This window comes from Streptococcus sp. WM07 (assembly GCF_004570525.1).
Taxonomy (GTDB): domain Bacteria; phylum Bacillota; class Bacilli; order Lactobacillales; family Streptococcaceae; genus Streptococcus.
Map to the genome: position 1 here is coordinate 1 of NZ_SPPZ01000215.1, position 417 is coordinate 417.

At 59.0% G+C, this 417-nt stretch carries 1 protein-coding gene; it reads right to left on the reverse strand.

Annotation, left to right across the window (positions count from 1 at the left end; genetic code table 11):
- On the reverse strand, positions 1–417 hold a 417-nt coding region (locus E4T71_RS09055), incomplete at both ends, for a type IV secretory system conjugative DNA transfer family protein (RefSeq protein ID WP_167758522.1).

Below are 417 nucleotides of genomic sequence, written 5' to 3' on the forward strand. Positions count from 1 at the left end.
TTCATCAGCACCGAGTAGCGCACCAAGTCCTCGGCCGTCATGCCGATGTAGATGGACATTTTTTTTCGGCGCACTTCGCGCAAATCGAAGTCGTTGCCACTGGTTGCCGCCGACAGCACCGGGTCGCGGAAGATTTTCAGCGGCTCCAAGAACGTGCCCAGGATATCGCCCTGTGCCTTCTCGGACAGGGTGGAGAAACCGCGCAGCGCATCGACGCACTCCACCGACAAGCGCGGGAACGGGCTTGCACTATCCTCGCGTGCGCGGATGGTCGATTCAATCCACTTACTCAGCCCTTCGCCGGTCGAAGGCGTCGCCAGCCGCAGCAGGTTTGGCATGGTGAAGTCTTCATCAGGCGTTTCCATCTTGTAGAGGCACAGACCCAAGAACAGGGGTTGCGCGTTACCGGTAAAGAAG